This window comes from Streptomyces sp. SID5910 (assembly GCF_009862125.1).
Lineage (GTDB): Bacteria > Actinomycetota > Actinomycetes > Streptomycetales > Streptomycetaceae > Streptomyces.
The window spans coordinates 1-4,708 of the sequence record NZ_WWHX01000978.1; the positions used below are offsets into that span (position 1 = coordinate 1).

Below are 4,708 nucleotides of genomic sequence, written 5' to 3' on the forward strand. Positions count from 1 at the left end.
CCGGCGGCCCGCCCCGCGCCCGCCGACGTGCTCGTCGACCGCCCCGGCGCGACCGTACGGCTGGCCCGCTGCTGCACCCCCGTACCGCCCGACGAGATCACCGGCTTCGCCGTGCGCGGGGGAGTGGTGACCGTGCACCGCGCCGAGTGCGCCGTGGTGGCGCGCATGAAGAGCGGGGGGCGCCCGGAGGTCGGCGTGCGCTGGGGCGAGTCCACCGAGTGCCGGGTCACGCTGCTCGCCGAATCGTTCGGCCGCCCGCACCTCCTGGCCGACCTCACCGAGGCCATGGCCCTCGAAGGCGCCGAGATCATCTCCGCCACCGTCGAGCCTCCCGACCGGCAGCGAGTCCGGCACTCCTACACCGTGCTGCTGCCCGACGCCGCCCGGCTGCCCGCCCTGATGCGCGCCATGCGCGACGTGGCCGGGGTCTACGACGTGAGCAGGGCCCAGCCGCAGCCGACGGGCGCCTGAACGCGGGCAGCACGGGGGCGTACCGGTGCGGTGCCGGGCGCGAGGTGTCCGGCGGGATGCTCATTCGGGTGCCCCGGGCGCGCGCCGTCGCCGCGGCGCACGCGCGCGCTGATAGCCGTGGGGGATGCTGCACACCCCCCACACCCCGGCTCCCCGCCCCCGCGCGCGCACCCGCCGCCGGCTCAGGGCCGCGGCGCTGCTCGCCTCCGCCGTCTCCGTCTGCCTGGTCGCCGCGACCGCCCCGCCGGCCCCGCTGGGCGTCGGCGACCGCCTCTTCCCGCACCTGGGCAACCCCGGGTACGACGTGACCGCGTACGACCTGTCCTTCACCTACTCCGGGAGCAACAGCAAGCCGCTGAAGGCCGTCACCACCATCGACGCCCGGACCACGACCGGTCTCGACCGGGTCAACCTCGACTTCGCCCACGGCAAGGTCGAGTCGGTCCAGGTCGACGGGCAGCCCGCCGACTTCGTCACGGCCGGCGAGGACCTCGTGGTCACGCCCGGCAAGCCGCTCGACGCGGGGGAGCGCACGCGGATCACCGTGCGGCACAGCAGCGACCCCGTGTCCCCCGAGGACCGGCAGGGCGGCTGGGTGCGCACCGCCGACGGGCTCGCCATGGCCAACCAGGCCGACGTCGCCCACCTGGTGTTCCCCTGCAACGACCACCCCTCCGACAAGGCGCGCTTCACCATCCGGGTCACCGCCCCCGACGGGCTCACCGCGGTCGCGAACGGGCTGCCGACGGCCGTGGACCGGGCCGGCGGGTCGACCACCTGGACGTACCGCACGGCACACCCCATGGCGACCGAACTGGCCCAGGTCTCCATCGGCCGCTCCACCGTGCTGCACCGCACCGGCCCCCACGGCCTCCCCGTCCGCGACGTCGTGCCCACGCAGCACCGCGCGGCACTCGAACCGTGGCTGGAGAAGACCCCCGGCCAGATCGCCTGGATGGAGAGCAAGGTCGGGCGCTACCCCTTCGAGACCTACGGCATCCTCATGGCCGACGCCACCACCGGCTTCGAACTCGAGACCCAGACGCTGTCCCTCTTCGAACGGGAACTGTTCGGCGACCCCGGCTACCCCCGCTGGTACGTCGAGTCGATCATGGTGCACGAACTCTCCCACCAGTGGTTCGGCGACAGCGTCAGCCCGCACTCCTGGTCCGACCTCTGGCTCAACGAAGGACACGCCACCTGGTACGAGGCCCTCTACGCCGAGGAGAAGGCGGACCGGCCCATGGAGGCCAGGATGAAGGCCGCCTACGGCGCCTCCGACCGCTGGCGCGCGGCGGGCGGCCCCCCGGCCGCGCCCAAGGCACCGGAGAAGGGCAGCAAGACCGGCATCTTCCGCGCCAACGTCTACGACGGCGCCGCGCTCGTCCTCTACGCCCTGCGCCAGGAGATCGGCACCCCGGCCTTCGAGCGCCTCGAACGCGAATGGGCCGCCCGGCACCGGGACCGCACGGCGACCACCGCGGACTTCGTCCGCCTCGCCTCCGAGATCGCGGGCCGTGACCTGGACGGCTTCCTCCACGGCTGGCTGTACGGCGAGAAGACCCCGCCCATGCCCGGCCACCCCGACTGGAAGCCGACGACGGCCGACAAGGCGCCCCCGGCCCCCACCGGCAAGGCCCGCGGCTAATAAGCCGATGACGAGACGACCCGTGCCGTGCGACCATCTTCGGGACGGCGCGGCACGGGCCGCGGGAATCTCCCGGGCGGCCCGCGCGTTGTGCACAGTGCGACGGCAGAAGTGCCGCGCGCCACGTATCCCAGCTACGTAAGGATCCAATGACCTCCTCTTCTTCCCCCCAGGACACCAAGCGTCTCGCGCAGACCTACCCCGAGGGCCTTCGGGCCGATGCCCTGATGGAAGAGGACGTCGCCTGGAGCCACGAGATCGACTCGGAATGGGACGGCGAGCAGTTCGACCGCTCCGACCGCGCGGCTCTGCGCCGGGTGGCGGGCCTGTCCACCGAGCTGGAGGACGTCACCGAGGTCGAGTACCGCCAGCTCCGCCTGGAGCGGGTCGTCCTCGTCGGCGTCTGGACCACGGGCACCGTGCAGGACGCGGAGAACTCCCTCGCGGAGCTCGCCGCCCTCGCGGAGACCGCGGGCGCCCTCGTGCTCGACGGCGTGATCCAGCGCCGCGACAAGCCCGACGCGGCCACCTACATCGGCTCCGGCAAGGCTCTGGAGCTGCGCGACGTCGTCGTCGAGTCCGGCGCGGACACCGTCATCTGCGACGGTGAGCTCAGCCCCGGCCAGCTGATCCACCTCGAGGACGTCGTCAAGGTCAAGGTCATCGACCGCACCGCCCTCATCCTGGACATCTTCGCCCAGCACGCCAAGTCCCGAGAGGGCAAGGCACAGGTCGCGCTCGCGCAGATGCAGTACATGCTGCCGCGGCTGCGCGGCTGGGGTCAGTCGCTGTCCCGGCAGATGGGCGGCGGCAAGGGCGGCGGCCTCGCCACCCGCGGTCCCGGTGAGACCAAGATCGAGACGGACCGGCGCCGGATCCGCGAGAAGATGGCGAAGATGCGCCGGGAGATCGCGGAGATGAAGACCGGCCGCGAGATCAAGCGCCAGGAGCGCCGGCGCAACAAGGTGCCGTCCGTCGCCATCGCGGGCTACACCAACGCCGGCAAGTCCTCCCTGCTCAACCGCCTCACCGGCGCGGGCGTGCTGGTGGAGAACGCGCTGTTCGCCACTCTCGACCCGACCGTACGCCGCGCCGAGACGCCGAGCGGGCGGCTGTACACCCTGGCGGACACCGTCGGCTTCGTGAGGCACCTGCCGCACCACCTGGTCGAGGCGTTCCGCTCCACGATGGAGGAGGTCGGCGACTCCGACCTGATCCTGCACGTGGTCGACGGTTCGCACCCGGCACCGGAGGAGCAGCTGGCCGCCGTGCGCGAGGTGATCAGGGACGTCGGCGCCACCGGCGTGCCCGAGATCGTCGTGATCAACAAGGCCGACAAGGCGGACCCGCTGACGCTCCAGCGGCTGATGCGTGTCGAGAAGCGGTCCATCGCCGTCTCGGCCCGTACCGGCAGGAACATCGACGAGCTGCTCGCGCTGATCGACAGCGAGCTGCCGCGCCCGTCGGTGGAGATCGAGGCGCTCGTGCCGTACACCCGCGGCAAGCTGGTCGCCCGCGCCCACGACGAGGGGGAGGTGCTCTCCGAGGAGCACACCCCGGAGGGCACCCTGCTCAAGGTCCGGGTGCACGAGGAGCTGGCGGCGGAGCTCACGCCGTACGCTCCGGCGCCGCTCGCCTGAGGACGGTGACGACCGAGGGCCCGCCCCCTGCCGGTGCAGGGGGCGGGCCCTCGGCCTGTGCGGATCACTGACCGCCGTAGGACCTGCTCATGTTCTGGTACAGCGCCTCGGCCTCCGGGCCCAGCTGCGGGCCCGCCAGCCAGGTGTTCTCCAGCGGGCCGATCGAGGTGTTCGATACCAGCTTCGTCTCGCCGTCCACCACCCGGAACCAGCCGCCGCCGGACGAACCACCGGTCATGGTGCAGCCGATGCGGTACATCGTCGGCAGCGAGGGGCTCAGCGACAGCCGGCCGGGCCGGTCGACGCACTTGAACATCTGAAGGCCGTTGTACGGCGGCGCGGCCGGGTAGCCCCAGGCGCCCATGCTGCCGGCCTCGGCCGCGGACGGGGCGGAGAAGTCCACGTCCAGCGCGGCGCCCACCGTCTCCTCCAGCGACTTGCCGCCCTGCTCCGGCTTCACGTGCAGCACCGAGTAGTCGTACGCGGCCCCGTCGCCGCCCGACTCGGAGCCGCCCTGGATCCACTGGTTCGAGGTCGACGCCCAGTCGGCCCACCAGGTGCCGTACGGGGCCATCTCGACGGTCGACGCGTCGGCCAGCTCGGCCTCCGACTTGCCGAGGTCGTTGTACGACGGCACGAAGGCGATGTTGCGGTACCAGCCGCCGCTGCCACCCGCGTGCACGCAGTGTCCGGCCGTCCACACGAGGTTGGACTTGCCCGGGTGGTTCACGTCCGTCACGACCGTGCCGGAGCAGACCATCGCGCCCTCGGGCGAGTCGAAGAAGACCTTGCCGACCGGGGCGGCGTTCTCGTGGTACGGCAGCTTCTCCGCCTCGGCCCGCACCGGCTGCGGCTCGGGATCGCTGACGCCCTGGTCGGCGGCGGCGTCCTTCGTCGTGACCGTCTTGTCGGCCTCCTTGGCGGACTTCATCCGGTCCGGCTTCCACAG

The 4,708-nt window shown here is 72.5% G+C and carries 4 protein-coding genes; 3 read left to right on the forward strand and 1 reads right to left on the reverse strand.

Annotation, left to right across the window (positions count from 1 at the left end; translation table 11 throughout):
* The 3 genes from GTW67_RS35020 to hflX form a co-directional block, all read left to right on the forward strand.
* Positions 1-471: ACT domain-containing protein (locus GTW67_RS35020; RefSeq protein WP_161168751.1), on the forward strand; the 471-nt coding region annotated here is incomplete at its 5' end.
* Between the two features lie 124 nt (positions 472-595).
* Complete coding sequence (locus GTW67_RS35025) at positions 596-2,119, forward strand: M1 family metallopeptidase (protein ID WP_161168752.1); 1,524 nt, start codon at positions 596-598, stop codon at positions 2,117-2,119.
* Positions 2,120-2,268: 149 nt separating this feature from the next.
* Complete coding sequence (gene hflX, locus GTW67_RS35030) at positions 2,269-3,759, forward strand: GTPase HflX (RefSeq protein WP_161168753.1); 1,491 nt, start codon at positions 2,269-2,271, stop codon at positions 3,757-3,759.
* A gap of 64 nt (positions 3,760-3,823) precedes the next feature.
* Here hflX and GTW67_RS35035 read toward each other — a convergent pair.
* Positions 3,824-4,708: trypsin-like serine peptidase (locus GTW67_RS35035; protein ID WP_161168754.1), on the reverse strand; the 885-nt coding region annotated here is incomplete at its 5' end.

Excerpts from the sequence above, each read along its gene's own strand:
- GTW67_RS35025 (WP_161168752.1), top strand. The coding sequence starts at position 596 with ATGCTGCACACCCCCCACACCCCGGCTCCCCGCCCCCGCGCGCGCACC.
- hflX (WP_161168753.1), top strand. The coding sequence starts at position 2,269 with ATGACCTCCTCTTCTTCCCCCCAGGACACCAAGCGTCTCGCGCAGACC.